The sequence below is a fragment of the Pseudomonas sp. ANT_H4 genome, assembly GCF_008369295.1.
Lineage (GTDB): Bacteria > Pseudomonadota > Gammaproteobacteria > Pseudomonadales > Pseudomonadaceae > Aquipseudomonas.
In genome coordinates this window covers 270,070-296,909 of the sequence record NZ_VOBG01000002.1, presented here as the reverse complement: position 1 = coordinate 296,909, position 26,840 = coordinate 270,070, and the positions used below count along the sequence as shown (strand labels likewise).

The following is a 26,840-nucleotide window of genomic DNA, read 5'->3' as shown; positions in this document are numbered from 1 at the left end:
GACCTAATAGTCAATATCGAAACCTTGCGGCACTGGCACCAGGCATTCCAAAAGGAAGCCTGGCTGCATTTCAGGGCAAGCCCCAATAACAAGGCCAAGTTGCGCACAACTTGAGTGCATTAGTTGGTCACTCGATTTTTAATATGCCTGTACGTGGCAATGGGGCGTCTATTCGCTGCATTTCCTAGTGCATGAGTGACGCCTTAAAACATGAACTCCGGCCATCTAATGGCATGATTAACACAGAGGTAAATGCGATGCGCATCAGCATATTTGGTTTGGGTTACGTTGGCGCAGTATGTGCCGGTTGCCTGTCTGCACGGGGCCATGAGGTCATTGGCGTAGACATCTCCAAGGATAAGATCGACCTGATCAATGCGGGTAAATCCCCCATCGTTGAACCGGGTCTGGGCGAACTGTTGAGCCAGGGTATTAAAACCGGCCGACTGCGCGGCACCACCAACTTCGCCGACGCAATCCGCGATACCGACCTGTCGATGATTTGCGTCGGCACGCCGAGCAAGAAGAACGGCGACCTGGAACTCAACTACATCGAAGCGGTGTGCCGCGAGATCGGTTTTGTCCTGCGAGACAAGACCACCCGCCACACCATCGTGGTGCGCAGCACCGTATTGCCGGGCACCGTGGCCAATGTGGTGATCCCGATACTCGAAGACTGCTCGGGCAAGAAAGCCGGCGTCGACTTCGGCGTCGCGGTCAACCCTGAGTTCCTACGTGAAAGCACCGCCATCGCCGACTACGACTTGCCACCGATGACCGTCATCGGCGAATTCGACAAAGCCTCCGGCGATGTCCTGCAGTCGCTGTACGAAGAGCTCGACGCGCCGATCATCCGCAAGGACATCGCCGTCGCCGAGATGATCAAGTACACCTGCAACGTCTGGCATGCGACCAAAGTTACCTTCGCCAACGAAATCGGCAACATCGCCAAGGCAGTGGGTGTCGATGGCCGCGAAGTGATGGAAGTGGTCTGCCAGGACAAGACCCTCAACCTGTCCCAGTACTACATGCGTCCGGGCTTTGCCTTCGGCGGCTCCTGCCTGCCCAAGGACGTGCGCGCCCTGACCTACCGCGCCAGTTCCCTGGACGTGGAAGCACCACTGCTCAACTCGCTGATGCGCAGCAACGAGTCCCAGGTGCAGAACGCCTTCGACATCATCTCCGGCCACGACAAGCGCAAGGTTGCCCTGCTGGGCCTGAGCTTCAAGGCCGGCACCGATGACCTGCGCGAAAGCCCCCTGGTGGAACTGGCGGAAATGCTGATCGGCAAGGGCTTCGACCTGAGCATCTACGACAGTAACGTCGAGTACGCCCGTGTCCACGGCGCCAACAAGGATTACATCGAGTCGAAGATCCCCCACGTGTCGTCCCTGCTCAACTCGGACTTCGACGACGTGATCAACAACTGCGACGTAATCGTCCTCGGCAACCGCGACGAGAGATTCCGCGCCCTGGCCCAGACCGCGCCCCACGGCAAGCAAGTGGTCGACCTGGTCGGTTTCATGTCCAAAGCCACCAGCGTGAGTGGCCGTACCGAAGGTATTTGCTGGTAAGAGCAGCAGCGAGCTGCAAGCTTCAAGCGGCAAGTTAAAAGCGCTTCACTTGCAGCTTGTAGCTTGCGGCTTGAAGCCTCCTTCACCTTCGGATGACGCTTATGTCCAAGCTAAAACACGTGCTACTTCAATCCGCTGGCTGGCTTTTGTTTTTAAGCCTGTTGATGGGCCTGGCCCTGGCATTGCCGGCGACCATCTTCGACTCCGAGTCCAAGGACTTCATATTCCTGATTGGCGCCGTCGGCATCTGGCGCTACTCCATGGGTGCCACGCACTTTGTGCGCGGCATGCTGTTTCTCTACGTGGTCTACCCGCACCTGCGGCGCAAAGTGCGCAAATTGGGCAAGTCGGCAGACCCGTCTCACGTATTCCTGATGGTCACCAGCTTTCGTATCGATGCGCTGACCACTGCCCAGGTCTACCGCTCGGTGATCCGCGAAGCCATCGAATGCGGCTTCCCCACCACCGTGGTCTGCTCCCTGGTGGAAATGTCCGATGAGCTGCTGGTCAAGAGCCTTTGGGAAAAGATGAACCCACCGGCCCACGTTGAGCTGGACTTCGTGCGCATCGCCGGCACCGGCAAGCGTGACGGCCTGGCCTACGGTTTCCGCGCCATCTCCCGCCACCTGCCGGACGACCGCGCCGTGGTTGCAGTGATCGACGGCGACACCGTGCTCGCCGAAGGCGTCGTGCGCAAGACCGTGCCGTGGTTCCAGCTATTCGGCAATGTCGGCGGCCTGACCACCAACGAGTTCTGCGAAGTGCGCGGCGGCTACATCATGAGCGAGTGGCACAAACTGCGCTTCGCCCAGCGCCACATCAACATGTGTTCCATGGCCCTGTCCAAGCGCGTGCTGACCATGACCGGGCGCATGTCGGTGTTCCGCGCCAGCGTCGTCACCGACCCGAGCTTTATCGCCGACGTCGAAAGCGACTCGCTGCAACACTGGCGCCTGGGCCGCTTCAAGTTCTTGACCGGCGATGACAAGTCCAGCTGGTTCAGCCTGATGCGCCTGGGCTACGACACCTTCTACGTGCCGGATGCGGCGATCAACACCGTCGAGCATCCACCGGAAAAGAGCTTTATCAAGGCCAGCCGCAAACTGATGTTCCGTTGGTACGGCAACAACCTGCGGCAGAACTCCCGGGCCCTGGGCCTGGGTGTGAAACGCCTCGGTGCGTTCACCAGCGTGGTGCTGTTCGACCAGCGCGTGTCGATGTGGACATCCTTGCTGGGCCTGACCGTAGCGATCATCGCCAGCTTCAAATACGGCGGCGCGTTCATCCTCGCCTACCTGCTGTGGATCGGCATCACCCGCCTGATCCTGACCCTGCTGCTGTCGTGTTCCGGCCACAAGATCGGCCCGGCCTACCCGGTGATTCTCTATTACAACCAGATCGTCGGCGCGCTGGTAAAAATCTACGTGTTCTTCCGCCTCGATCAACAGTCCTGGACCCGCCAGGACACCAAACTGACCCGCGATTTGGCCAGCTTTCAACGTTGGTTCAACACCTGGTCGTCTCGGACCATGACCTTCTCCGCCGGCAGCATCTTCGTTGCTGTGTTGCTGATGATGGTCTGACCCTGCCAAGCCTGAATTAACTAGGAATTACACCGCCATGAATAGCCCAATGAATTCTCCAGTAAACGCCAATGTTGTTCACGAGTCCGAAGCCCAGCGCCAACACGCCCGGGTCAAAATCCCGGCCAAGCTGCGCTTCTTCGGCGCCGACCGCACGCCCATGGAAGTGCGGGTCATCGACCTGTCTGCTGGCGGCCTGGCCTTCAACGCCGCCCAGCAACCGCTGAAAGTCGGCGATGTGCATAAGGGTCGCTTGCAGTTCGTCATCGACAACCTCGGCCTAGCGATGGACGTCGAGCTGCTGATTCGCTCTTACGATCGCCAGACCGGCCGCACCGGCTGCCAGTTCCAGAACCTGGAGCCGCAAGATATTTCCACCCTGCGTCACCTGATCACCTCGCACCTGTCCGGTGACATCGTGACCATGGGCGACGTGCTCGCCACCCTGCAGCGCGACAACTTCACCAAGGCGCGCAAGGTCAAGGACGGCGGCAGCGGCATGAGTGCCTTCGGTCGCCTGCGGGCCGTGACTTTCAGCCTGGCGATCTTCCTCGTCGGCCTGGCCGCTTTCGGTTTCATCTTCAAGTCGGTGTACGGCATGTACTTCGTCAGCCACGCCCAGGCTGGCCTGGTCAGCGTGCCCGGCATGAACATCACGATGCCTCGCGACGGCACCGTGCAAAGCCTGATCAAAGGCGATGCGGTGGCGGCCAAAGGCGCGCCACTCGCCACCTTCAGCACCAGCATGCTCGACGTGCTCAAGGGCCATCTGGACGAAGACCAGTTGCAACCGGCCAAGGTTGAAGAGCTGTTCGGCAAGCAAATGACCGGCACCCTGACCTCCCCGTGCGACTGCATCGTGGCTCAGCAATTGGTGGCTGATGGTCAGTACGCCAGCAAGGGCGACGTGATCTTCCAACTGGTGCCGCGTGGCAGCCAGGCCACCGTTGAGGCACGTTTCTCCTATCGCCAGTTCGGTGATGTGCGCCCAGGTACGCCGGTGAGTTTCCAGGTCGCCGACGAAGAACAGACCCGCACCGGCACCATCGTCAGCAGCACCAGCCTCAACAGCGCCGACCTGTCCTCCGACATTCGTGTGCAGATCAAGCCCGACGCTCCGCTGGACAGCGCCTACGCCGGCCGCCCGGTGGAAGTGACCAGCGACCGTGGCCCTTCCCTGAACTGGCTGATCGACAAAGCCATGGCCGCCGGTCTTTAAGCAGAGGACATGCCTGTGACTAGCCCACTTCGACTCCTGCCGGTACCACTGGCCCTGGCCCTGGCCATCGCGCTCGCCGGTTGCGCCGGCCTGCCCGACCAGCGCCTGGCCAATGAAGCCCTCAAGCGTGGCGACACGGCGATGGCTGCGCAGAACTATCAGCAACTGGCCGACCTGGGCTACAGCGAAGCCCAAGTGGGCTTGGCTGATATCCAGGTAGGCACCCGCGACCCTGCGCAAATAAAACAGGCCGAAGCCACCTACCGCGCGGCGGCCGACATCTCGCCCCGCGCCCAGGCTCGCCTGGGTCGCCTGTTGGTAGCCAAGCCCGGTTCCACCGAGGCCGAGCAACACGAAGCTGAAGGCCTGTTGAAAAAAGCCTTTGCCAATGGCGAAGGCAACACCCTGATCCCCCTGGCGATGCTGTACCTGCAATATCCCCACAGTTTCCCGAACATCAACGCCCAGCAGCAAATCAGCAAATGGCGCACCGCCGGTTACCCAGAAGCGGGTCTGGCCCAGGTGCTGCTGTACCGCACCCAGGGCACGTACGACCAGCACTTGGACGAAGTGGAAACCATCTGCAAGGCGGCACTGAGCACCACCGACATCTGCTACGTCGAGTTGGCCACCGTCTACCAGAAACGCGACCAGCCTGAACAACAAGCTGAACTGCTCAAGCAGATGCAAGCAGGTTTCAGCCTTGGCACCGTCACCGCCCAACGGGTGGACAGCGTAGCCCGTGTGCTGGGTGATGCGAGCCTGGGCAAGACCGACGAAAAAACCGCGCAAGCGCTGCTGGAAAAAATCGCCCCTGGCTACCCGGCCTCCTGGGTCAGCCTGGCGCAATTGCTCTACGACTTCCCCGAACTGGGCGATGTCGACCAGATGATGAAGTACCTGGACAACGGTAGCGCCGCCGACCAGCCCCGCGCCGAACTGCTGCTGGGCAAGCTCTACTACGAAGGCAAATGGGTACCGGCCGATGCCAAGGCCGCCGAAGCGCACTTCCAGAAAGCTGTCGGCCGCGAAGTCGCCGCTGATTACTACCTCGGCCAGATCTACCGCCGTGGCTACCTGGGCCAGGTCTATCCGCAAAAAGCTCTGGACCACCTGCTGACCGCTGCGCGCAACGGCCAGAACAGTGCCGACTTCGCTATTGCCCAGCTATTTTCCCAGGGCAAGGGCACCAAGCCCGATCCCCTCAACGCCTGGGTCTTCAGCCAATTGGCCAAGGCACAGGACACACCGCAAGCCACTGAACTGGCCGCGCAGCTGGACACGCAACTGCCGCCAGCCCTGCGTGCCGAAGGCCAGCGCCTGCTGCAACAAGAACAGGCCGCCCGCGGCGCTTTGAGTCAAAACACGCTGCAACTGCACGCCCTGCAAGAAGAAGACGGCGAGGAATCCCTATGAAGCTCAATCCATTCGTCAAGGCCGGTATTGGCCTGACCTTCGCACTGCTGTGGTCGTGCCCGACCCTGGCCGCATTGACCGAAGAAAAGAACTTCGGCCTGGAAGTCAAAGTCACTGGCCAGTCCGAAGACGATCGCGACCTGGGCACGCAGAAAGAGGGCGACGTCAACGGCATAGGCCTCGACCTGCGCCCGTGGGTCTACGGTGAAAGCGGCAACTGGAGCGCCTACGCCATGGGTCAGGCGGTAGCGGCCAGCGACATCATCGAGACCGATACCCTGCAACAGTCCGACGCCGACGCCACTGAGCAGTCGAGCAACGACGACCGCAAGACCAAGAAAAACTACCTGGCCCTGCGCGAGTTCTGGATCGGCTATAGCGGCTTTACGCCCTACCCCGGCGAGCAACTGAAACTCGGGCGCCAACGCCTGCGCAACGACGACGGCCAGTGGCGCGACACCAACATCGAAGCGCTGAACTGGACCTTCGACACCACCCTGCTGCGGGCTAATGTCGGCGCTGCCGAACGCTTCAGTGAATACCGCACCGACCTCAAGGAACTGGCGCCCAAGGACAAGGACCGCCAGCACCTCTACGCCGACGCGGCCTATCAATGGACGCCGGGGCAGTGGATCGGCCTGCGCGGCCATCACACCCATGACGACGGCAAGCTCGACTTCCCGGAACCGGGCGTAGCTGCTGACTCCCTGGACAAGCGCGAAAACGGCGACCTGACCTGGCTCGGCATCGAAGCCAACAGCGACGCCTACAACTGGCGCAACACCAACACCGTCAACTACTGGGCCAGCATCACCGGCATGAAGGGCGATCGCGACACCGTCAACGCCTTGAACGCCGACGGCACCCGCCCGGCCACCGCCAAACGCAGCGACGACGTCGACGGCTGGGCAACCGACCTGGGTGTGCGCCTGCGCCTCGACCCGCAGTGGCAAGTCGGTGCGGCCTATGCCCGTGCCAGCGCCAACTACGAACAGAACGGCCTGCAGAGCAACCGCTCCAACTACACCGGCACCCAATCTCGCGTACACCGTTTCGGTGAGGCATTTCGCGGCGAGATGAACAACATGCAGACCGCCACCCTATTCGGCTCCTGGCAACTGCGCGACGACTACGACGCCAGCCTGGTCTACCACAAGTTCTGGCGCGTGGACGGCAACAAGCCAGTGGGCAGCAACGGCATCGACGCGGTGCAAAACAACACCGACGACGTCACCGGCGCCGTGCTCTCCACCTCGTCCCTACCATTGGAAGACGGCAAGAAAGACCTCGGCCAAGAGGTGGACCTGGTGGTCACCAAGTACTTCAAGAAAGGCCTGCTGCCGGCCGCGCTCAGCCAGTCGATCGACGAACCGTCGGCCCTGGTGCGCTTTCGTGGTGGTGTGTTCAAACCGGGCGATGCCTACGGCAAACAAGTCGACTCGTACATGCACCGCGCCTTTGTCGACGTGATCTGGCGCTTCTGATGGGAGCCTGCGCAATGAACCCTCAAGCCCTCAAAGGCTCGGTCAGCCTGCTGGTCGCAGCGATGCTGCTGGCCAGCGCTTCGGCCATGGCCAATGCAGAGCCGGCAGTCAAAGCGCCGACCATCGCCAAGGAACTGCAACAGGCCAAGACCTACACCATCACCAGCCCGCCGACTGCGCCGCTGGAGATGCCCAAGCCTGCGCTGCCGGACGTCTCGGGCTACACCGCAGAAGCCGCTGCAAAAAAAATCGTGCGCAGTAAGGTCGGCAAGGTCAGCGTGCGCCGGATGATGCAGGAAGACGCCCTCAAGGACTTTATCGGCGGCGATAACAAGATGGCCGAATGGGTGGTGCGCCAGCACGGCATTCCCCAGGCGATCTTTATCGACGACGGCTACATGAACCTCAAGGACCTGCTCAAGAAAGTGCCCAAGCAGTACCTCAGCGAAACCTCGCCGGGCGTGTTCCTGGCCAGGTTACCGATTGTGGTCGGGAACAAAGGCATCCTCGAAATCGACAAGCAGACTCAAGAGTTGCGCCTGTCCCAGGAAGCCGGCTCGTTCCTGGTCAACGACGGCAAGCTGTTTGTGCGCGACACCAAAATCACCGGTTGGCGCGAGAAAAGCAACGGCCCGGCGACCTTCCAGTCGTCCAAGGAATTTCGCCCGTTCCTGCTGGCCTGGGGCGGCACCGAGACCTACATCGTCAACAGCAAGATGGCCAGCTTCGGCTACGCCAACAGCAAGTCCTACGGGGTGAGTATTTCCCAGTACACGCCGAACATGGCCAAGGTGCTCAAGCGTAAAGAGCCGACCGGCTGGATCATCGGCTCCGAGTTCTCGGACATGTGGTACGGTTTCTACTGCTACGAGACCGAAGGCTTTGTGATCAAGGGTAATACCTACAAGGACAACCTTGTCTACGGCATTGACCCCCACGACCGTTCCCACGGTCTGATCATCACCGACAACACCGTCTACGGCACCAAGAAGAAGCACGGCATCATCATTTCCCGGGAAGTAAATGACAGTTTCATCTTCAACAACCGCAGCTACGACAACAAGCTCTCGGGCCTGGTGATCGACCGTAACAGCGTCAACAACGTGATCGCCGACAACGAGATTTACCAAAACCACACCGACGGCATCACGCTCTATGAGAGCGGCGACAACCTGCTGTGGGGCAACAAGGTGATCAGTAACCGCCGCCACGGCATCCGGATTCGTAACAGCGTGAACATTCGTCTGTACGAAAACATCGCCATGGCCAATGGGTTGACCGGGGTCTACGGGCACATCAAGGACCTCACCAACACCGACCGCGACTTCGATCTCGACCCGTTCGACACCAAGGTCTCGCTGATCGTGGTCGGCGGTGAACTGGCCGCCAACGGCAGCGGGCCGCTGTCCATCGACTCACCGTTGAGCATCGAGCTGTTTCGCGTGTCCATGCTCGCCCCGACCAAATCCAGCGGCATCAGCTTCTCGGGGATTCTCGGCGAACGCCAGGATGAAATTCTCGACCTGCTGGTACGCCAGCAGAAAGCCGTGCTGATCGACCCTGTCGAACGCCAGACCGAATTGCAGGACTGAGGATGACCCTTATGCACCCACACATGATCAAACTGCTCAGCCTCTCGGGTTTGACCCTCGGCCTGCTGGCTGCCAGCCAAGGCGTGCGCGCCGATGAGGTCAAGGCACCGGCGTTCACCGCCGACCCGTGCTGCAACCTGTGCCCCGAAGCCCACGACGCCAAGAACTACACCACCCGCTATCAGCAGAACTTCACCACGCTGGTGCAAGCCCAGGGCGACTGGCTGTTCCGGACCCAGGAAGATTTGCGCACCGAGTTCAACACCAGCCCCGCCGGCTACAAACGCATGCAACTACTGCACGATGCGTTCAAGAGCAAAGGCGTGGAACTGGTGGTGGTCTACCAGCCAACCCGTGGCCTGGTAAACCGCAACAAGCTCAATGCCGAAGAGAAAGCCAAGTTCGATTTCGACAAGGCCCTGGGCAACTACAAAACCATGCTCGGCCGTTTTGCCAAGATGGGTTATGTGGTGCCGGACCTGTCGTCGCTGACCAATGAAGATTTATCACCAGGGCAGCCCGACGAACTGCCGGCCCACGATTTCTACTTCCGTGGCGACCAGCATTGGACCCCTTACGGCGCCCAGCGCACGGCAAAAATTGTCGGCGAACAAGTCAAGCAAATGGCCGCCTTTGCCGACATTCCCAAGCGTGAATTCCAGACCAAGAAGTCTGGTCGCATGGGCAAGACCGGCACCCTGCACAACATGGCCGGGCAACTGTGCGGCACCAGCTACGCGATCCAGTACATGGACCAGTTCACCACCGAGCCCAAGGGCGAAGCGGGCGACGGCGATCTGTTCGGTGATTCCGGCAACCCGCAGATCACCTTGGTGGGCACCAGCCACAGCGGCAAGAACTACAACTTCGCCGGTTTCCTTGAAGAAGAAATCGGCGCCGACATCCTCAACGTCGCCTTCCCCGGCGGTGGACTGGAAGGTTCGATGATCCAGTACCTGGGCAGCGAAGAGTTCCAGAAGTCGCCACCGAAGATCCTCATTTGGGAATTCTCGCCGCTGTACCGCCTGGACCAGGAAACCACCTACCGCCAGATGATGTCGCTGCTGGACAACGGCTGTGAAGGCAAGACCGCGCAGATGAGCGCCAGCACCACACTCAAGCCCGGCAAGAATGAATTGATGGTCAACAGCAAGAACATGGACCTGCGCAACAGCAACCACCAGGTCGACATCCGCTTCGCCGATCCGTCGGTGAAAACCCTGCAAGCCACCCTCTGGTACATGAACGGGCGCCACGAGGACATCAAAATCGACAAACCCGAAACATCCGATACAGACGGGCGTTTCGCCTTTGAACTGCGCACCGATGAAGACTGGGCCACGCAAACCCTGCTGGCCGTGGAAGTACAGGGCCCCGAAGCGGGCGCTGCTGCGCAGAAAGTCGAAGCGAAAATTTGCACACGCAACGTATTCCCTGGCGCCGGGCAAAACACCGCCCAGTTGCCCTTAGAGAAAGTCGTGCAATGAGGTTACTTATGCCAATTCGAAAACTACTGACGCCGACCTTGCTGGGCCTGGCGATTTTCGCCGGCTCCGTCAACGCCGCCGCCCCACTGCGCCCGCCTCAGGGCTACTTCGCGCCGGTGGAAAAATTCAAGACCGGTGACTTCAAGGACGGCTGCGATTCCATGCCGACGCCTTACACCGGCCCGTTGCAATTTCGCAGCAAATACGAAGGCTCCGACAAGGCCCGCTCGACCCTGAACGTGCAATCGGAAAAAGCCTTTCGCGACACCACCGCCGACATCACCACGCTGGAACGTGACACCAGCAAACGGGTGATGCAGTTCATGCGCGACGGCCGTCCGGAACAGCTGGAATGCACGCTCAACTGGCTGACCGGCTGGGCCAAGGCCGATGCGTTGATGTCCAAGGACTTCAACCACACCGGCAAGTCCATGCGCAAATGGGCACTGGGCAGCATGGCTTCGGCCTATATCCGCCTGAAGTTTTCCGACTCACACCCGCTGGCAAACCGTCAGCAGGAGTCGCAGTTGATCGAAGCCTGGTTCAGCAAAATGGCCGATCAGGTGGTCAGCGACTGGGACAACCTGCCGCTTGAGAAAACCAACAACCACTCCTACTGGGCCGCCTGGTCGGTGATGGCAACGTCCATCGCCACCAACCGCCGCGACCTGTTTGATTGGGCGGTGAAGGAATACAAGGTCGGCGCCAATCAAGTGGACGATCAAGGTTTCCTGCCCAACGAATTGAAGCGTCAACAACGAGCGTTGGCGTACCACAACTACGCCCTGCCACCGCTGTCGATGATTGCCAGTTTCGCCCTGGTCAACGGCGTGGATGTGCGGTCGGAAAACAACGGCGCACTCAAACGCCTGGGAGACAAGGTACTGGCCGGGGTCAAGGACCCGCAGATCTTCGAGAAGAAGAACGGCGAGAAACAGGACATGAAAGACCTGAAGCAGGACATGAAATTTGCCTGGCTGGAACCGTTCTGCAGCCTCTACACCTGCCCGCCCGAAGTGCTTGAGCGCAAGCACGGGATGCAGCCGTTCAAGACGTTCCGCCTCGGGGGTGACCTGACCAAGGTCTACGACCCGGCGCATGAAAAAGGCGACAAAGGCAGCTGATACACCGGGCTGATCACGCATAAAACCGTCCGGTTTTTCACGGGGGGTCTGGGGGGGCCGTTGGCCCTTGACTGTTGGTTAAACATGGAGAGATCGGGATGGTTTTCTCGTCCAATGTGTTCCTGTTTTTGTTCTTGCCGATCTTTCTCGGCTTGTACTACTTGAGCGGGCAACGCTATCGCAATCTGCTGCTGCTGATTGCCAGTTATGTGTTCTACGCCTGGTGGCGAGTGGACTTCCTGGCGCTGTTTGCCGCCGTCACGCTGTGGAATTACTGGATCGGCCTCAAGGTCGGTGCGGCAGGCGTGCGCACCAAGCCGGCCCAGCGCTGGCTGTTGCTCGGCGTAGCGGTCGACCTGTGCATCCTCGGCTACTTCAAGTACGCCAACTTCGGGGTCGACAGCATCAACGCGATGATGACCTCAGTCGGTCTTTCGCCCTTCATCCTCACCCATGTGCTGTTGCCGATCGGGATCTCGTTCTACATTTTCGAGTCCATCAGCTACATCATCGACGTCTACCGTGGCGACACGCCGGCGACCCACAACCTCATCGACTTTGCGGCGTTCGTGGCGATCTTCCCGCACCTGATCGCCGGCCCCGTGTTGCGCTTTCGAGACCTTGCGGACCAGTTCAACAACCGTACCCATACCCTCGACAAGTTCTCCGAGGGGTGTACGCGGTTCATGCAGGGTTTCATCAAGAAGGTGTTTATCGCCGACACCCTGGCGGTGGTCGCCGACCATTGCTTCGCCCTGCAAAACCCCACCACCGGCGATGCCTGGCTCGGCGCGCTGGCGTACACCGCGCAGCTGTACTTCGACTTCTCCGGCTACAGCGACATGGCCATCGGCCTGGGTCTGATGATGGGTTTCCGCTTTATGGAAAACTTCAAGCAGCCCTACATCAGCCAGTCGATCACCGAGTTCTGGCGGCGCTGGCACATCAGCCTGTCCACCTGGCTGCGTGACTACCTGTACATCACCCTGGGCGGTAACCGCAAAGGCACGTTGACCACTTACCGCAACCTGTTCCTGACCATGTTGCTCGGCGGTCTGTGGCACGGCGCCAACATCACCTACATCGTTTGGGGCGCCTGGCACGGCATGTGGCTGGCGATTGAAAAAGCCATCGGCCTCGACACCTCACCGCGCAGCTTCAACCCGATTCGCTGGGCGCTGACCTTCCTGCTGGTGGTAATGGGCTGGGTGATCTTCCGCTCGGAAAACCTGCACGTCGCCGGTCGCATGTACGGCGCCATGTTCAGCTTCGGCGAATGGTCGCTGTCGGAACTCAACCGCGCCAACCTCACCGGGCTGCAAGTGGCAACCATGGTGATGGCCTATGCAACGCTGGCGTTCTTTGGCCTGCGGGACTTCTACAGCAACCGTCCGGCACAAAAAACCAAGCCTGCAGATCCAAGCCTGATCAAGGCCGTACCCGGCGAAAACCCCGGCAGCATCCAGGAACCCGGCTACACCGTCGGCAGTAATGCCCAGGTGCAACCGGCCTACTGGGCCGCCGCCTGGCCACGCTACGCCATGCGCGCCCTAGTGCTGTTGTTGTTCGTGGCGTCGATTCTCAAACTTTCGGCGCAGAGTTTCTCGCCGTTCCTTTACTTCCAGTTCTGAGGGAGCCGACCATGACCCGTTCATTACGCGTCCTCTATATCAGCCTGTTCATGGCCGTGCTGCTCGCATTGGGCGCCTGGTCGATGCGCAGCTTCCTGGGCTTCAGCACCAACGCCGATGCCACGGTGCTTAACGGCCGCTGGGCCAAGGCCGTCGAGACCCATTACGACGAAGAGTTCCCGATCAAGCGCCTGGGTACCAACCTGTGGGCGGCGCTGGACTACAAGCTGTTCAACGAAGGTCGTCCCGGCGTGGTGCTGGGTCGCGATCACTGGTTGTACAGCGACGAGGAATTCAACCCCGCCGTCAACGAAGAGCAGAACCTGCAAGGCAACTACGCCCTGGTGGAAGGCGTGCGCCAGACCCTCAAGGCCAAAGGCATTCAACTGGTGATGGCGATTGTGCCGGCCAAGGTGCGCCTGTACCCGGAACACCTGGGTGATGTGCGCCCGGCGAGTATTCATGAAGGTCTCTACAAGGATTTTCATGCTCGCGTCGCTGCCGACAAAATCATCGCTCCCGACCTGCTGGGCCCGCTGCAACAGGCCAAGCACAACGGCCATCAGGTGTTCCTGCGCACCGACACCCACTGGACGCCCGACGGCGCCCAGGTCGCCGCGCAGCAGTTGGCCAAGGCTATCACCGACAAGACCCCCCTCAGCGGCGAGCCCCAGCGGTTTGTCACCGAAGCCGAGAAAACCGAACCGCACAAGGGCGACCTGCGCCTGTTCCTGCCCCTGGACCCACTGTTCGAAAACTTGATGCCGCCCCAGGAGCCTCTGGAGAAACGCGTGACTCACGCCGTGCAAACCAAGGCCGATGGCGACGACGCCCTGTTCGCCGACAGTGAAATGCCGGTGGCCCTGGTGGGCACCAGCTACAGCGCCAACCCCAACTGGAACTTCGTCGGTGCCTTGAAACAAGCCCTGGGCAGCGACGTGGTGAATTACTCCGAAGACGGCCACGGCCCGATCCTGCCGATGCTCAGCTATTTGAAAAGCGACGACTTCAAGAACAGCCCGCCACAAGTGCTGATCTGGGAGTTTCCGGAACGTTATCTGCCTGTGAACAACGAAATCGGCGATGCCGACCCCAAGTGGGTCGCGCAGCTTAAAGAAGCCGGTACACGCCAACAGAACATGGCACTGAACACCCAACCAAACACCCAAAAATCCGAGACGCCCGACCGGGCGCAAAACTGAAAGAGGTAACTCACATGACTTTCACTACTACTCCTCGTCGTCTCGCCAAGTCCTTTGCACTGGTGGCCGGCATGAGCTTCTTGTCGATGACCGCCTTCGCTGGCGACGCCGCGCTCTACGGCCCTGTCGCACCGAAAGGCTCCAGCTTTGTGCGCTTGTTCAACGCCAGCAACCAGGAAGTTAGCGCCACCGTCGGCACCGCCAACCTGAGCGACATCGCCCCGCTGGGCAGCAGCGACTTCAGCTTCATGCCGGGCGGCGACTACAGCGCCAAGGTCGGCAGCGCGACCCTGCCGGTCAAACTGGCCGCTGATCACTACTACACCTTGGTCAACAACGGCAGCGGCCAGCCGCAACTGATCGAAGAGCCGCCGTTCAAGAACAAACAGAAATCCCTGGTGCGCGTGCAGAACCTCAGTGACAAGTCGCTGACCCTGAAAACTGCCGATGGCAAGACCGACGTGGTCAAGGCCGTAGCCGCCAAGAGCCGTGGCGAGCGCGAGATCAACCCGGTGAAGGTCAGCCTGGCGCTGTATGAAGGCGACAAGAAAGTCGGCGACGTCAAACCAGTAGCCCTGGAGCGCGGTGAAGCGGCGGTGCTGTACATCACCGGCAGCGGTTCCAGCCTGTCGCCAGTGTGGGTGAAACGCCCAGTGTCGACTCGCTAATTATATTTCCACATTGACGCTCCCCCTGTAGGAGCCGGGCTTGCCCGCGATGAACTCAAGGGCACCGCGTTTATTCTGGTGCCCCGCGTCATCGTTGACATCCACCGCGAGCAAGCTCGCTCCTACAGAGATAGCGATCAGCCTGGACCGAGACAAAAACAAGAGTGAAACGACAGAACGCAGTAGCTCTAACTCATATCGATTCAAGGAGAAACACCATGATTCCAGTCATCCTGTCCGGTGGTAGCGGCTCACGTCTTTGGCCGCTTTCGCGCAAACAGTTTCCCAAGCAATTCCTGGCCCTGACCGGTGAGCAAACGCTGTTCCAGCAAACGCTGGAACGCCTGGTATTCGACGGCATGGAGCAGCCCATCGTGGTCTGCAACAAGGACCATCGATTTATCGTCAACGAACAGTTGTCCGTCCGCAAGCTGGAAACCCAGCGCATCCTGATGGAGCCTTTCGGCCGCAACACTGCGCCGGCCGTGGCCCTCACCGCGATGATGCTGATCAACGAAGGCCGCGACGAGCTGATGCTGGTGTTGCCCGCCGACCACGTCCTGGACGACCAGAAAGCTCTGCAACGCGCCCTGGCCCTGGCCACCGTGGCGGCCGAGTGTGGCGAGATGGTGTTGTTCGGCGTACCGGCCACCCGTCCCGAAACCGGCTATGGCTACATCAAGTCCACCAACGATTCGCTGCTGCCCGAAGGCGTCAGCCGCGTGCAGCAGTTCGTCGAAAAACCTGATGAAAAACGCGCCACCGAGTTCGTCAAAAGCGGTGGTTACTTCTGGAACAGCGGCATGTTCCTGTTCCGCGCCAGCCGCTTCCTCGAAGAGCTGAAAAAGCACGACCCGGACATCTACGACACCTGCCTGCTGACCCTGGAGCGCAGCAACCAGACAGCCGACACCGTGGACATCGACGATGCCACCTTCGCCTGCTGCCCGGACAACTCCATCGACTACTCGGTCATGGAAAAAACCCAGCGCGCCTGCGTGGTGCCGCTTAGCGCCGGCTGGAGCGATGTGGGTTGCTGGGCGTCGCTGTGGGACGTGAATGAAAAAGACGCCAACGGCAACGTCAGCAAGGGCGATGTGGTTATCCAGGACAGCCACAACTGCATGATCCACGGCAACGGCAAACTGGTGTCGGTGATCGGTCTGGAAAATATCGTGGTGGTGGAAACCAAGGACGCGATGATGATTGCCCACAAGGACAAGGTCCAGGGCGTCAAGCAGATGGTCAACACCCTCAACGAACAGGGCCGCAGCGAAACCCAGAACCACTGCGAGGTCTATCGTCCGTGGGGTTCCTACGACTCGGTGGACATGGGCGGGCGTTTCCAGGTCAAGCACATCTCGGTCAAGCCGGGTGCGTGCCTGTCGCTGCAGATGCACCACCACCGCGCCGAACACTGGATCGTGGTCAGCGGAACTGCCGAAGTCACCTGTGACGAGAACGTGTTCCTGCTCTGCGAAAACCAGTCCACCTACATCCCGATTGCCTCGGTACACCGTTTGCGTAATCCGGGCAAAATCCCCTTGGAGATTATCGAAGTGCAGTCGGGTAGTTATTTGGGTGAAGACGATATCGAGCGGTTTGAAGATATCTATGGTCGCTCGACGCCGATTGAGCGTGGCGTGTCGGTGAAAACCATCGCGCAGTAAAAAGCAGCACAAGAAGCCCCCGTCCAGCCGACTGCGTCCCCTATCCGCAGCCGGTTGGGCGGGGGCTTTTTCTTGGGATCGGCAGTGCCTTTGAGGGCCTCATCGCAGGCAAGCCAGCGCCCGAAAGAACACCACCCCATCATCAGATAGGCAACCTCACCCAGCCACGGGTAGGATGGTTTATCCGTTTGCGAGGTTGTCATCATGTTCTTCGGTGTTTTGCTGATCATCACCTGGCTGATCCTGCTGCTACGCTATCCGGCCAGGGCCTTGCCGGTGTCTTTGGCAGCAGCGGTGGGCCTGGGGCTGGTGGCGGTGTGGGTGGTGTGGCTGGACAACCGCGAGGCGCAGCAACTGGCGCGATTGGAATTGCGCATCAGCTATGCGCCGCAAAGCTGCCCGGCAGATCGCCCGTTGCAACTTAAGCTGAACAACGGCAACGAGGTGCCTCTCACCGAATTGCGCTGGCGTGTCGCCGCCTATGCACCAGGAGACACGGTGAACCTGGCGGACAACGTCTACGCCGCCCCTCGCTATCGCGGCCCCGGCGAATTGCAGGCCGGCGCCACTTGGGACGATTGCCTGCCCGTGCCCCCACTGCGTCCCGGCTACCGTCCACAAACCCTGGAGTTTCGCGCCGAGCATTTGCAAGGCAGCTTCTCCGACTAACAACGACAAAGGACTGATTCATGCCCAACGTGCTCATCACCGGTTGCTCCAGCGGCATCGGCCGCGCCCTGGCTGATGCCTTCAAGATTGCCGGCTATAAAGTATGGGCCAGCGCCCGCCGCCCTGAAGACGTCGCCGTCCTCGCCGCCGCGGGCTTTAACGCAGTGCAACTAGACGTCAACGACAGTGCTGCCCTGCAGCAATTGGCCGGGCAAGTGGGCGAGCTTGATGTGTTGATCAACAACGCTGGCTACGGCGCCATGGGTCCGCTGCTCGACGGCGGCACCCAGGCGATGCAGCAGCAATTTGAGACCAATGTCTTCTCGATCGTCGGCGTAACCCAGGCGCTATTCCCCGTGTTGCGCCGCAGCAAAGGGCTGGTGGTGAATATCGGCAGCGTGTCAGGCGTGTTGGTCACGCCGTTTGCCGGCGCCTACTGCGCCTCCAAAGCCGCCGTCCACGCCTTGAGCGACGCCCTGCGCATGGAGCTGGCACCGTTCGGCGTGCGGGTGATGGAAGTCCAGCCCGGTGCCATCGATACCAGCTTCGCAAAAAATGCCGGTACTCAGGCCGAGTTGTTGATTAACGAGCAGTCGCCCTGGTGGCCGCTGCGCGACAGCATCCGCGCCAGGGCAAAAGCTTCCCAGGACAGGCCGACCCCGGCCCGCGAGTTTGCGGCGCAGGTGCTCAAGGCCGTACAACAAAGTGAACCACCGCGCCTGCTGCGCTCGGGCAATGGCAGCCGGGCATTGCCATTGATGGCGGCGTTACTGCCCAAGGGTTTGCTGGAGAGCGTGTTGAAAAAGCGATTCGGGTTGGGTGGGGTGTTGTAATCACTGCAGCAGAACTATTGCCCCGAATCTCCCAAAAACTGTACCGAGCCCTCAATGATTGATTACAGCGATTTTTTCGAAGAAGTGATCCAGACCCACGTCGAGATCGAACAATGGTTCGCAGGCGTTGCTCCTGAAGGAACACTGGGCAACTTGTTGGCGCGCTTCTCGCCCGACTTCAGCATGATTACGCCCTCCACCGGCAACCGCATGGACGTTACCGCCGTCAGCGAACTGTTCCGCCGCCTTGGCGGCCAGCGCCCTGGGCTGAAAATCACCCTCAGCGAACTGACCGGCATTGACCGCCATGCCCGTGGCGCCATCGTGTCCTATCGGGAACACCAGATTGACGACAGCGCCACCCAGACGGATCGTCGCGCCACCGTTGTGTTTGAAAAGCAGGCAAGCGGCGCGCTGCTTTGGCGCCATCTGCACGAGACGTTTTGCTGACTTGTGGCGAGCCCGCTCACCACAGGGAGTTAGTTCTGTGCCTGGTTGACGATCACCGTACACGTAATCCCCGCCGCCAACAGCACGCCCTCGGGCACCTCATCTATGTGAATCCGCACCGGCACCCGCTGGGCCAGGCGCACCCAGTTGAAGGTGGGGTTCACGTCGGCGATCAGCTCGCGGCTTTGCGGGTTGTCGCGGTCGTAGATACCACGGGAGATGCTCTCCACGTGGCCCTTGAGGGTTTCACCGCTCATTAATTGCATGTCGGCTTTGTCGCCCACTTTCACGTGAGGCAGTTTGGTTTCCTCGAAGTAGCCGTAGACCCAGAACGAGTTCATGTCCACCACTGCCATCTTCGCTTCGCCGATGCGCGCGTAGTCGCCGCGATGAACGTTGAGGTTGGTGACATAACCGTCCACCGCCGCCAGCACCTGAGTGCGCTTGAGGTTCAGTTCGGCCGCTTCGAGTTGCGCCTGGGCGTGTTGATAGTCGGCCAGGGCCGAGTCGGCGATGTTGCTGGCGTCGTCGCGGTTTTCCCTGGAGATCACCAGGGCGTCAAGATCGGCGCGGCGGTGGGCGTTGACCTTACGCATCTCCCAGGTGGCCTTGCGCGAGGCCACCAACGATTGCGCCTGTTTCACGGCGATCCGGTAGTGCTCGGGGTCGATCTGCATCAGCAGGTCGCCCTTTTTCACCAACTGGTTGTCGCGCACCGGGACGTTGACTACTTCGCCGGTGACGTCGGCGGCGACATTGATGATATCGGCGCGCACCCGGCCATCGCGGGTCCAGGGTGTCTCCATGTAGTTCACCCACAGCGTGCGGCCAATCCATATCGCCAGGGCCAGTACCAGCAGGGTCGCGAGCAGGCTGAAAAACTTTTTCATCGGGGCATTCTCAACGGTAGACGGTCAGCGACAGAGCGCCGAAAAGACAAGCAAACAGGCTCAGGCGCAGCAGCGCCGGGTGCCAGAAAAAACGGTACACGTCGAACCCGGCAAGGAAGCGATCCAGCGCCCAGGCAAGTCCCGCAGCGATGAAAAACATCAGGGTCATGGTCGGCATGTAGATGCCGTGGAAGGCGATTTCACGAGGCATTGACGACTCCGGAGGGCTTGAGAGCAGCCAGGGGCGATTGCGGGTCCAGCAGGGAGGTGCGGATAAAGTGCAGGTAGCTTTTCACCCGGCGCAGGGCCGAGGTGTCGAAGTGCGGGGCGAAGGGTTCGTCGGTCGCCTGGACGCGGCTGATGGCGTGGTCCACGGCGATCAAACCACGTTCAAGATTGCTGTGGCTGGGTTGCAGGAACAACCGCATCAGCGAGCGCCCCATCACCCGGATCGCCTGGCGCCACGGCTGGGATTGGGCGTAGGCCGGGTGGATCGGCAAGATCGCCTGTTCCTTGCGCAACTCGATAATGGCGTGGCCAACTTCCAGCACCACGAACATCCAGCGCAGCAGGTCGCGCTGCACCTGAGGTTGGCCGGCGGCCAGGCCATAGGCCTGGTGCAGCAGGTCGCGGGTGCGGCTTTCGAAACTCGACGCCATCCCCTTGAGCTTGCCGCTGATGGCGTACACCACTTGCTCGCGCAGGTTCTGCTCCAGGCGGCGCCACAACCAGCGGCTGTTGGGCGGCAGGATGATCGCCCCGGCGGCGGCACACACCAGCATGCCGATGATCATGGCGATGTAGTCGTTGATGAAGGTGTAGGGGTTATAGATCGTCACGTTGTCCGGCACCGAGCCGGTGCTGAAGAAGATCAACAACCCCAGGCCAACGCCGGCGTATTTCGGCCGCGATGAAAGGAACGCGCCCAGCATGATCACCGGTGCGAGCATCACGCACAGCAACGGGAAGCCGTCGATCCTGGGAAATACGAAAAACATCTCGACGAAGCCCACCAAGGCACCGATCAACGTACCGCAAGCCATTTGAAACGCCATGCGCTTGGGGTTCGGCGTCGCAGCCGAAAGGCCCACGGTGGCCGCCGCGATCAGGGTCATGGTGGCGCCGCTGGGCCAGGCCGTGGCCACCCAGTAGCTGCCCAGCACCACCAGAATAAAGGCGGCGCGAATACCCGATGCAGCGCAGGCCAGCCAGTTGGTTTGCGGGGTGTAGGGTTCGTCCCAGTGTTCACGCGCATGGCTGTGATCGGCCAGGGACGCGTGAGTCTGCGCATAACCGTGCAGGTCATCGACAAAGCGGTACAGCAGTTCATAGGCGGTATGAAAATCCAGCTGCTCGGCGTCGCTCGGCGCGCTTTCCTGGAAGGTCGTACGCAGGCTGCGCACCTTGGCCGGCAGGTCTGACTTGTAGGCGGTCAATTGGCTGACAAGCCGCGCGGCGTCGGGGCTGGTGAGGGCACGGCCGGAGAAACCGTCGAGCAACTCGGCCAAGTCCTGCAAGCCTGGTTTGATCGCAGCAACTACATGATCAGCATCGTGGGCACGCAGGCGTTCCAGCAACTGATGCAGCGCGTTGAAGCGGGTGGTGATGCCCATAAATTCGCTGTTCAAGCGACTGAGCCGACCGTTGCGCCGACGCATGTGCGGGTCTTCAAACACGGTGACGCTGCGCAGCCCTTCCAGGCCCACGGCTTCGGCGATAAAGCGCACGTTGCTGCTTTCAAAACCCTCGCGTTGACTGCGCCCGCGCAAACCGTCAGTGACAAACAGCGCAAACACCCCGAAGCGCTGATACAGCGCGTTGCGCATGGCGGCGCTGGCGGTTTGCGGCAGGATCGCGGCGCTGATCAACGTGGCACAGAGAATCCCCAGGGAGATTTCCAACACTCGCCAGACCGCCGCCATAAAGGCACCGTCCGGATGAGCCAGCGCAGGCAAGCCAACCATTGCCGCCGTGTAGCCGGCGAGCACAAAACCATAGGCGCGAAAGTTGCGATAACGGGCCGCGCCGGCCGAGCAGATGCCGACCCAGATTGCCAGTGAGCCGAGAAACAACTCAGTGTTTTGCGCAAACAAGGCGATCAACAACACCATCACCGCAGAGCCCGCAAGGGTGCCGAGAAAGCGATAGAAACTCTTGGCAAACACCTGGCCGCTTTGCGGCTGCATCACGATAAACACGGTGATCATCGCCGTGCGCGGTTGCGGCAGCTCCAGGCGCATGGCCAGCCACAGGGTCAGGAACGCAGCGATCAACACTTTGAAGATATACACCCAGGTCACGCCATCGCTGCGTGCCCAGTCGAAAAAGCCACGTCGCCATTCCAGGGAATGCAGCCAGCGCAGCGGTGCAGGCAAGGGAGTCATGGGAACCTGATTAGTGATCAAAGACGGCCAGTGCCGCCGGGGTCTTGCTCGGTAAGGTCTTGCTCGGCTCAGGCACGTCGTTGCCTGCGCCCAGGCCACCGCCCAGCGCGGTCACCAGTTCGGCGTGTGCACTCAGGCGCGCGGCCTGGACCTGTTGCTGGATCTGCTGTTGGCGGAACAACAGGCTCTGGGCGTTCAGCACGTTGAGGTAATCGGTGAGGCCGCGCTGGTAGGCGATCATGGCGATGTCGTAGGTTTTCTGCGCCGAAGCCACCGACTCGGCGGCAAAGCCTTGCTGCTTGTCCATGGATTCGCGGCGAATCAACTGGTCGGAGATGCCCTTGAGTGCGTTGACCAGGGTCTGGTTGTAACGCGCCACGGCGATGTCAAAACCGGCGCTGGCCTCTCCCAGTTGCGAGCGCAGGCGGCCGCCGTCGAAAATCGGCAAGGTGATGGCCGGGCCGACGCTGTAGTTGAGTTTCTTGCCGGTCAGGAACGCCAGAGCCCCGCCACCCGTGGCGACGTAACCGAGGCTGCCCACCAGATCGACGTTGGGGTAGAAGCCGGCGTGGGCCACATCGATGCCCCGAGCCTGGGCTGCCACTTGCCAGCGGCTGGCGACCACGTCCGGACGTTGGCCGAGCAATTGGGCGGGCAGGCTCGAAGGCAATTTCAGCGGCGCGCCCAGCGATAAGGTCGGGCGTTGCAACTGCGCGCCTTCACCTGGCCCTTTGCCGGCCAGCGCCGCCAATTGGTTGCGGCTCAAGGCAATTTCCTCATCAAGGGCATCCAGCTGCCGATGGGTTTCCGGCAACGGCGTTTCGGCCTGGCTGACTTCGAAATGGGTGCCGATACCGCCGGCCAGGCGCTTTTGCGCAAGCTCCAGGATCTGCTGTTGCTGGGCCAGGGTTGCGGCGACAATATCGCGCTGGGCGTAGTGCAAGGACAACTGGATATAGGCGCGTACCACGTTGTTCTGCAATTCCAACTGGGCCTGTCGCGCTTGGGCGGCGCTCATATGGGCCAAGTCAACGGCGCGCTCGCTGGCGTTGCTTTCCCGGCCCCAGAGGTCTAGCGCATAACTGAAGCCCAGGGCGGCGCTGTTGTCCCAGGTGGTGGAATTGTCCAATTTACCGGGGCCGTAGAACTGATCGCTGGGCCAACTGTGGCGCTTGAGGGTTGCGTCGCCATTGATCTGCAACGACTCGGCCGACTCGACAATCCCGGCCATCGCCCGCGCTTCACGAACCCGCGCTGCAGCCATGGCCATGCTCGGGCTGCCTTGCACGGCGAGGTCGATCCAACGATTGAGCTGGGGGTCGCCGTAGGCCTGCCACCATTGGGCGGTGGGCCAGTGGGCATCCTGGGCGGCGCTGCGGATCGCTTCGTCGGTGACCAAGGTGTTGGCGGCGAGGGACTGACCTTGGGGAGCAATGCCCCCGGTTCCGATGCAGCCGCTGATTGCTAACGATAAAACCCAAACACTGAGAGTCTTCAGCTCTCTGTTGATGCGACGCGGCACTGCTGCGAATTCCTGAGAGGGTGTTGCGGGGAAGGTGGTGCAATTCTAGGGGGCCATCTGGATGGCGATAAGGTGGGATTCCTGTGAATCTTTATTACCATTCAGGCGATAATCCGTTAGTAGGGATCACTGGCCCCTGCAACTTCGTGTCACAATTTGCCATCTCCCTTGAGAGCACCCCATGGATACTTTGCAAAATATGCGCGCGTTCAGTAGCGTGGCCGAGGCCGGCAGCTTCACCGCCGCCGCCGTGCAACTGGACACCACCACGGCCAACGTCTCGCGCGCGGTCTCAAACCTTGAGGCCCATCTGCAAACCCGCCTGCTCAACCGTACGACCCGCCGCATCGCCCTGACGGAGGCTGGCAAGCGCTATTTATTGCGCTGCGAACAAATCCTGGCATACGTCGAGGAAGCTGAAGCCGAAGCCAGCGATGCCCACGCGCGGCCCTCCGGACAGTTGAAAGTGCACACCATGACCGGCATCGGCCAGCACTTCGTGATCGATGCCATCGCCCGCTATCGCCGCACTCACCCGGACGTGACCTTCGACCTGACCCTGGCCAACCGCGTGCCGGACCTGCTGGACGAGGGTTATGACGTGTCCATCGTGCTCGCCAGCGAACTGGCGGATTCGGGTTTTGTGTCCCAGCGCTTGGGGATAACTTACAGCATCGCTTGTGCCTCGCCCGCCTACGTCAAAGCCAATGGCTGCGCGCAACGGCCCGGCGACTTGCTTAACCATTCCTGCCTGCGCCTGGTGAGCCCGGTGATCCAACTGGACAAATGGACCTTCAACGGCCCGGACGGCCAGGAGAGCGTCAACATCAACCGGTCACCCTTTCTGGTGAACTCCGCCGACGCGATGAAAACCGCCATCATCAGTGGCATGGGTGTAGGTCTGTTGCCGGTGTATGCGGCCATTGAAGGGCTGCGCAACGGCACATTGGTGCGGGTGATGCCCAACTACCGCTCCCAGGAGCTGAACCTGTACGCCATCTACCCATCGCGCCAGTACCTGGATGCGAAGATCAAGACGTGGGTGGAATACCTGCGCGGCTCGTTGCCGGAGATTCTGGCGGCCCACCAGGCGGAGTTGGCGGCGTATGAGTTGAGTGGGAGTTTGGGTGGGGCGCGTTTGAGTAACTGATCCACAACCCCCTGTAGCAGCTGTCGAGTGAAACGAGGCTGCGTTGGGAGCGGCTCGGTTCTGGGGGCGGTGGTGTGGCCGACGTAGCCTCGCTGGGGCTCGACAACTGCTTGAGTTTTCGTCTTAACACCTATTCCTCGCACCTGCGGTGGTTTTGCAGTGCCCGGATAAATGTTAGCGTGCTTGGCATTCTCAGCCGTATTGATGAGCCCGCCTCCCATGAAAAAGACCGTTCTCGCTTTCAGCCGTGTCACTCCCGAAATGATCGAGCGCCTGCAACAGGACTTCGAGGTTATCGCCCCCAATCCCAAGCTCGGCGATATCAATGCCCAGTTCAATGAAGCCCTACCCCACGCCCACGGGCTGATCGGGGTGGGCCGCAAGCTCGGGCGGGCACAGTTGGAAGGTGCGACAAAGCTGGAAGTGGTCTCCAGCGTCTCGGTGGGCTATGACAACTACGACGTCGCCTACTTCAACGAACGCGGGATCATGCTCACCAACACCCCCGACGTGCTCACCGAAAGCACCGCCGACCTGGCCTTCGCCCTGCTGATGAGCAGCGCCCGCCGAGTGGCCGAGCTGGACGCCTGGACCAAGGCCGGCCAGTGGAAAGCCAGTGTCGGGGCGCCGTTGTTTGGTTGTGATGTGCACGGCAAGACCTTAGGAATAGTCGGCATGGGCAATATCGGCGCGGCCATCGCCCGTCGTGGCCGCCTGGGCTTCAATATGCCGATCCTCTACAGCGGCAACAACCGCAAGACCGCGCTGGAGCAAGAGCTGGACGCGCAATTTCGCAGCCTCGACCAGTTGCTGGCCGAGGCAGATTTTGTCTGCCTGGTGGTGCCGTTGAGCGAGAAGACCAAACACTTGATCAGCCATCGCGAGCTGGGGCTGATGAAGTCCAGCGCGATCCTGGTAAATATCTCCCGTGGCCCAGTGGTGGACGAACCCGCGCTGATCGAAGCCCTGCAAAACCAGCGAATTCGCGGCGCCGGGCTGGACGTCTACGAGCGGGAGCCGCTGGCCGAGTCGCCGTTGTTCCAACTCAGCAACGCAGTGACTTTGCCGCATATCGGCTCGGCCACCCATGAAACCCGCGAAGCCATGGCCAACCGCGCCCTGGATAACCTGCGCAGCGCGCTGCTGGGCGAGCGCCCGCAAGATCTGGTCAACCCGCAGGTGTGGAAGGGCTAAGCTCCCTCGAAGCGCTGCTACTCTCGTAGCAGCTTGCGTCGGGTGCGATGATTGCGGTGGTGCGTGCGTCGTAGCCTCGCTGGGGCTCGACAACTGCGGGGTTCCAGTAGCTCCCGCTTTTAATGCTAAAGCATGGGCCACTCAAGTCGATAACCCCCTATAGATCGTCATCCCTGATCCACAGAAGGTTTCTATGTCCACCACCAAAGCCCGCGCAGACTCACTCTCACTTCTGCTTTTTACCTTGCGCAGCGGCAAGCTGATGGCCATCAATCTGCTGAAAGTCAGTGAAATCATCCCTTGCCCGCCGCTGACCAAGCTGCCGGAGTCTCACCCTCACGTCAAAGGCATCGCCACCCTGCGCGGCGCGGCGTTGTCGGTGATCGACCTGAGCCGGGCCCTGGGGGAAATGCCCCTGGAAGACCCGGATGGCGGCTGCCTGATCGTCACTGACGTCAGCCGCTCCAAACAAGGCCTGCACGTACAAGCGGTAAGCCGGATCGTCCACTGCCTGACCACCGACGTTCGTCCTCCGCCCTTTGGTTCCGGTGGCAGCCGTTCGTTCATTACCGGCGTGACCCAGGTCGACGGGGCATTGGTGCAGGTGCTGGACATCGAAAAAGTCATCCACGCCATTGCCCCGGTGCAGATTGAAGTAGCGCCCACCGACTTGAGCATGGAAGAGGCCGAAGTGCTGGGCCATGCACGAATCCTAGTAGTTGATGACAGCCAGGTGGCGTTGCAACAATCGGTACATACCCTGCGCAACCTCGGCCTGCATTGCCACACCGCCCGCAGTGCCAAGGAAGCCATTGATCGCCTGCTGGAGCTGCAAGGCACCGCCGAACAGATCAACGTGGTGGTATCGGACATCGAAATGTCCGAGATGGACGGTTATGCCTTCACCCGCACCCTGCGGGAAACCCCGGACTTCCAGGACCTCTATGTGCTGCTGCACACCTCCCTGGACAGCGCCATGAACAGCGAAAAAGCCCGACTGGCCGGGGCCAACGCGGTGTTGACCAAGTTTTCCTCGCCGGAGCTGACCAAATGCCTGGTGGTCGCCGCGCAGACCGTGGCGCAACAGGGCCTCTGACC

22 protein-coding genes are annotated in these 26,840 nt (G+C 60.8%); 18 read left to right on the top strand and 4 right to left on the bottom strand.

Annotated features, from left to right (window positions below; genetic code table 11):
- Positions 1–257 precede the first annotated feature (257 nt).
- From FQ182_RS03990 to FQ182_RS03910, 15 genes are all read left to right on the top strand, one after another.
- Complete coding sequence (locus FQ182_RS03990) at positions 258–1,574, top strand: nucleotide sugar dehydrogenase (protein ID WP_149410964.1); 1,317 nt, start codon at positions 258–260, stop codon at positions 1,572–1,574.
- A gap of 101 nt (positions 1,575–1,675) precedes the next feature.
- Positions 1,676–3,157 carry a mannuronan synthase gene (gene alg8, locus FQ182_RS03985; protein ID WP_178114382.1) on the top strand — a complete coding sequence of 494 codons (1,482 nt, stop codon included), beginning with the start codon at positions 1,676–1,678 and terminating at the stop codon, positions 3,155–3,157.
- Between the two features lie 49 nt (positions 3,158–3,206).
- A complete protein-coding gene (locus tag FQ182_RS03975) occupies positions 3,207–4,376 on the top strand; it encodes an alginate biosynthesis protein Alg44 (protein ID WP_149410962.1) in 1,170 nt (389 codons plus the stop codon).
- A gap of 9 nt (positions 4,377–4,385) precedes the next feature.
- Complete coding sequence (algK, locus tag FQ182_RS03970) at positions 4,386–5,792, top strand: alginate biosynthesis TPR repeat lipoprotein AlgK (RefSeq protein ID WP_149410961.1); 1,407 nt, start codon at positions 4,386–4,388, stop codon at positions 5,790–5,792.
- A complete protein-coding gene (locus tag FQ182_RS03965; RefSeq protein ID WP_149493973.1) occupies positions 5,789–7,276 on the top strand; it encodes an alginate export family protein in 1,488 nt (495 codons plus the stop codon). The genes algK and FQ182_RS03965 overlap by 4 nt, the downstream gene beginning before the upstream one ends.
- A 14-nt stretch (positions 7,277–7,290) precedes the next feature.
- Entirely contained in the window at positions 7,291–8,868 is a 1,578-nt protein-coding gene (gene algG, locus FQ182_RS03960; RefSeq protein WP_371923850.1) for a mannuronan 5-epimerase AlgG, read from the top strand.
- 11 nt (positions 8,869–8,879) lie between these two features.
- Positions 8,880–10,355, top strand: a complete 1,476-nt coding sequence (locus FQ182_RS03955) for an alginate O-acetyltransferase (RefSeq protein ID WP_149411061.1) — start codon at positions 8,880–8,882, stop codon at positions 10,353–10,355.
- Between the two features lie 14 nt (positions 10,356–10,369).
- The gene (locus FQ182_RS03950; RefSeq protein WP_178114388.1) at positions 10,370–11,479 is read left to right on the top strand and encodes a mannuronate-specific alginate lyase; all 1,110 of its coding nucleotides are present in this window, start codon (positions 10,370–10,372) and stop codon (positions 11,477–11,479) included.
- 98 nt (positions 11,480–11,577) lie between these two features.
- Complete coding sequence (locus FQ182_RS03945) at positions 11,578–13,110, top strand: MBOAT family protein (RefSeq protein ID WP_149410957.1); 1,533 nt, start codon at positions 11,578–11,580, stop codon at positions 13,108–13,110.
- Between the two features lie 11 nt (positions 13,111–13,121).
- A complete protein-coding gene (locus FQ182_RS03940; protein WP_149410956.1) occupies positions 13,122–14,312 on the top strand; it encodes an alginate O-acetyltransferase in 1,191 nt (396 codons plus the stop codon).
- Positions 14,313–14,326: 14 nt separating this feature from the next.
- A complete protein-coding gene (locus tag FQ182_RS03935; RefSeq protein ID WP_133099792.1) occupies positions 14,327–14,980 on the top strand; it encodes an alginate O-acetyltransferase AlgF in 654 nt (217 codons plus the stop codon).
- Between the two features lie 218 nt (positions 14,981–15,198).
- Entirely contained in the window at positions 15,199–16,650 is a 1,452-nt protein-coding gene (locus FQ182_RS03925; RefSeq protein ID WP_149410954.1) for a mannose-1-phosphate guanylyltransferase/mannose-6-phosphate isomerase, read from the top strand.
- Positions 16,651–16,854: 204 nt separating this feature from the next.
- Entirely contained in the window at positions 16,855–17,319 is a 465-nt protein-coding gene (locus FQ182_RS03920) for a multidrug transporter (RefSeq protein ID WP_149410953.1), read from the top strand.
- A gap of 20 nt (positions 17,320–17,339) precedes the next feature.
- A complete protein-coding gene (locus tag FQ182_RS03915) occupies positions 17,340–18,152 on the top strand; it encodes an SDR family oxidoreductase (protein WP_149410952.1) in 813 nt (270 codons plus the stop codon).
- Positions 18,153–18,206: 54 nt separating this feature from the next.
- On the top strand, positions 18,207–18,602 hold the full coding sequence (locus FQ182_RS03910) for a nuclear transport factor 2 family protein (RefSeq protein WP_149410951.1): 396 nt from the start codon (positions 18,207–18,209) through the stop codon (positions 18,600–18,602).
- 29 nt (positions 18,603–18,631) lie between these two features.
- On the opposite strand, the gene FQ182_RS03905 is transcribed toward FQ182_RS03910, so the two are convergent.
- From FQ182_RS03905 to FQ182_RS03890, 4 genes are read right to left on the bottom strand one after another with little or no spacing between them, the layout of a single operon-like run.
- The gene (locus FQ182_RS03905; RefSeq protein ID WP_149410950.1) at positions 18,632–19,492 is read right to left on the bottom strand and encodes an HlyD family secretion protein; all 861 of its coding nucleotides are present in this window, start codon (positions 19,490–19,492) and stop codon (positions 18,632–18,634) included.
- A 10-nt stretch (positions 19,493–19,502) separates the two neighbouring features.
- Positions 19,503–19,703, bottom strand: a complete 201-nt coding sequence (locus FQ182_RS03900; RefSeq protein WP_149410949.1) for a DUF1656 domain-containing protein — start codon at positions 19,701–19,703, stop codon at positions 19,503–19,505.
- Positions 19,693–21,876 carry an FUSC family protein gene (locus FQ182_RS03895; protein WP_149410948.1) on the bottom strand — a complete coding sequence of 728 codons (2,184 nt, stop codon included), beginning with the start codon at positions 21,874–21,876 and terminating at the stop codon, positions 19,693–19,695. The genes FQ182_RS03900 and FQ182_RS03895 overlap by 11 nt, the downstream gene beginning before the upstream one ends.
- 10 nt (positions 21,877–21,886) lie before the next feature.
- Positions 21,887–23,398 (bottom strand): efflux transporter outer membrane subunit, encoded by a 1,512-nt coding sequence (locus tag FQ182_RS03890; protein ID WP_149410947.1) that lies wholly within the window; start codon positions 23,396–23,398, stop codon positions 21,887–21,889.
- 181 nt (positions 23,399–23,579) lie between these two features.
- Here FQ182_RS03890 and FQ182_RS03885 point away from each other — a divergent pair, with 181 nt between their 5' ends.
- The 3 genes from FQ182_RS03885 to FQ182_RS03875 all read left to right on the top strand — a co-directional run bounded on the left by FQ182_RS03885 (position 23,580) and on the right by FQ182_RS03875 (position 26,838).
- Positions 23,580–24,548 carry a LysR family transcriptional regulator gene (locus tag FQ182_RS03885; protein WP_133099804.1) on the top strand — a complete coding sequence of 323 codons (969 nt, stop codon included), beginning with the start codon at positions 23,580–23,582 and terminating at the stop codon, positions 24,546–24,548.
- A 219-nt stretch (positions 24,549–24,767) separates the two neighbouring features.
- Positions 24,768–25,742, top strand: coding sequence for a D-glycerate dehydrogenase (locus FQ182_RS03880; RefSeq protein WP_149410946.1), 975 nt, complete (start codon positions 24,768–24,770; stop codon positions 25,740–25,742).
- A gap of 193 nt (positions 25,743–25,935) precedes the next feature.
- The gene (locus FQ182_RS03875; protein WP_149410945.1) at positions 25,936–26,838 is read left to right on the top strand and encodes a chemotaxis protein CheV; all 903 of its coding nucleotides are present in this window, start codon (positions 25,936–25,938) and stop codon (positions 26,836–26,838) included.
- Positions 26,839–26,840 lie beyond the last annotated feature (2 nt).